Below are 2,923 nucleotides of genomic sequence, written 5' to 3' on the forward strand. Positions count from 1 at the left end.
TTCATCAGCCATCGGCATGCGCCAAGCTCGGTCACTGGCTTGCTCTGATGCATTCACCAATTCATGAGATAGCGGGTTGTGGTTAGAAAGAACCGCACTGATGTGGTGACCAAGCGCCATCACACAAGCCCCTGTTAATGTTGCAACATCAATCACACACTCAGGCTCGAAACGCTCAACGTAGGTAAGAGCATCACATAACACTAAGCGACCCTCTGCATCCGTATTAAGCACTTCAACCGTTTGGCCTGACATGGTGGTTAAAATATCACCCGGGCGGTACGCGTTACTGCCTGGCATATTTTCACAACCAGCAAGAACAGCGGTCACATTAATCGGTAGATTGAGCTTAGCCAGTGCTTTCATTGTGCCGAATACAGACGCTGCACCACACATGTCGTACTTCATCTCATCCATTGCTTCGCCAGGCTTAAGTGAAATACCGCCTGAATCAAAGGTCAGCCCTTTACCCACTAATACAATTGGCTTTGCATCAGGATCAGCATTACCTTTGTATTCCATAATTGACATCATGGATTCGTTTCTTGAACCACGACCTACGGCTAAGTATGAGTTCATGCCCAATTTGGCCATTTCTTCTTCGCCAATGATTTTTGTCGTCACAGTTTCATAATCATCAGCAAGACGACGCGCTTGAGAGGCTAGGTAAGCTGGGTTAGCAATGTTAGGTGGCATGTTACCAAGATCTTTTGATGCCTTGACACCTGAAGATATCGCGAGACCATGAGCAATCGCTTTTTCACCTTGGCTGAGCTCACGGCGTGTTGGTACGTTAAAGACTAACTTGCGAAGTGGGCGGCGCGTTTCAGGCTTATTGCTCTTGAACTGGTCAAAGGTATAAAGGCCATCTTTGGTTGCTTCAACAGCCTGACGAACTTTCCAATAGGTGTCTCGACCTTTAACGTGCAATTCTGTCAGGAAACATACCGCTTCCATAGAACCTGTTTCGTTAAGTGTACTGATGGTTTTTTGGATGATTTCTTTATACTGACGTTCGCCAAGTTCGCGTTCTTTACCACATCCAACGAGTAAAACACGCTCTGATAGTACACCGGGTACTTGATGCAATAGCAGCATCTGTCCTGGCTTACCTTCTAGATCACCACGGCGAAGAAGTGAACTGATGTAGCCGTCACTGATTTTATCCAGCTGTTCAGCTACTGGAGAAAGGCGTCTTGGTTCAAACACTCCGACAACAATACATGCACTGCGTTGTTTCTCTGGACTGCCACTTTTTACATTGAACTCCATGCGTACTCCTACATCCTGAAGACAAATCGAACTAAATGTTAGATAATGCAAGCTTACTTGTTGAATCCATACTTGGAACTACGTTTTAATTAAGCGAACTAACAGTTAGTGAAAATTTTAAAAATAAAAGGTTCATCGGGAAATTATAGTGATTCAACCAAAAAAACAAGTTTTCTATAGGTACTTTCAGCGTGATTATTGTTAGATATTTGATCCGCGAGACACTCAAGAGCCAATTAGCCATCTTTTTTGTGCTCTTTTTAGTGTTTCTAAGCCAAAAGTTTATCCGTGTACTGGCAGAGGCATCTGACGGTGAAATACCTGCACGTATGATTTTATCCATTGTTAGTCTCAATATGCCTACTATGGGTTTGCTTATGCTCCCTTTAAGTTTGTTTATCGGGATTTTGCTGACCTTTGGTCGTTTGTACGCGGAAAGTGAAATAACTGTGATGAACGCCACCGGAATTGGCAATAAATTTCTGATTCAAGCGGCACTGTATTTGGCATTGATTACGGGTTGTATTGCTGCTTTTAACTCTTTCTGGTTAGCACCATGGAGCCAAGAAAAAGAAACACAATTAATGGAGCAGCTGGAATCGGAAAATACCGTTGACCTTTTGAAAAAGGGGACTTTCCAACGGACACCCGATGGGTCTTCGGTTGTGTTTATTGATGATATCCAAGACAAACAGCTCAATAATGTCTTTGTTGCACAGTTACGCCCTAGTGGTACGATTCTACCAAGTGTGATGTTCTCGAATCACGGTGATATAAAAGAGACCAATGATGGCCGCCAAGTGATTACCATGTATGAAGGCATCCGTTATGAGGGTATTCCCACTCGCCTTGATTATCGTAATACAGTATTTGATGAATACGATGGACTAATTGGCCAGCGAGACGTCAAACCGAAAGGACGCGACTGGGAAGCCAAATCAACGCTGGAATTACTTAAAACGAGTGATATGCGAGCGCAGGCCGAGCTGCAATGGCGTATTTCTTTAGTGTTATGTATTCCGTTATTGACGATGTTGGTGGTGCCACTTTCTGCGGTCAACCCTCGTCAAGGCCGCTTTGCGAAAATGGGGCCTGCAATATTAATTTATCTGGCTTATTTCTTATCCATCAGTGCAACTAAGTCAGCGATTGAAGACGGCTCCATTCCTGTTATTGTCGGCATGTGGCCAATTAACGCGATGTTACTCCTGGCTGCTATTGGAGCGAATATGATGGACAGTATATTGGTCAGACAATTCAAAGACCGCATTAGACAAAAAAAGGTGGCGAAAGCAAGTGTTTAAGATCTTAGACTTATACATCGGTAAAACGATCATTGCGACGACCTCATTGGTGTTAACCACGTTTGTCGGACTGTCTGCCATCATAAAATATGTTGAGCAGTTAAGAAAAGTGGGTAATGGGACCTATGATCTTCTTCAGGCTCTCCTCTTTGTCGTTTTAAGCATTCCCCGCGACATTGAAATGTTTTTCCCTATGGCCGCGTTATTGGGTGCTCTCATTGGTTTAGGGATGCTAGCCTCAAGTTCTGAACTTGTGGTCATGCAAGCGTCGGGCTTTTCAAAGCTGAACATTGGTGTGTCCGTCTTGAAAACCGCGATTCCGCTTATGATCATCGTCACGTTGTTAG

At 44.0% G+C, this 2,923-nt stretch carries 3 protein-coding genes; 2 read left to right on the forward strand and 1 reads right to left on the reverse strand.

The window, feature by feature from the left end; translation table 11 throughout:
• The coding region (gene pepA, locus ACP45E_RS07980) for a leucyl aminopeptidase (protein WP_069584867.1) at nt 1-1,272 on the reverse strand (1,272 nt) is incomplete at its 3' end.
• 191 nt (nt 1,273-1,463) lie between these two features.
• Here pepA and lptF point away from each other — a divergent pair.
• Together lptF and ACP45E_RS07990 are read left to right on the forward strand one after the other, a co-directional pair.
• Nucleotides 1,464-2,576, forward strand: coding sequence for an LPS export ABC transporter permease LptF (lptF, locus tag ACP45E_RS07985; RefSeq protein WP_017034476.1), 1,113 nt, complete (start codon nt 1,464-1,466; stop codon nt 2,574-2,576).
• Nucleotides 2,569-2,923 (forward strand): LptF/LptG family permease (locus ACP45E_RS07990; protein ID WP_141707256.1); only part of this gene is annotated, 355 nt, incomplete at its 3' end. The genes lptF and ACP45E_RS07990, both read left to right, overlap by 8 nt.

Source organism: Vibrio genomosp. F10 str. 9ZD137, assembly GCF_049974785.1.
Lineage (GTDB): Bacteria > Pseudomonadota > Gammaproteobacteria > Enterobacterales > Vibrionaceae > Vibrio.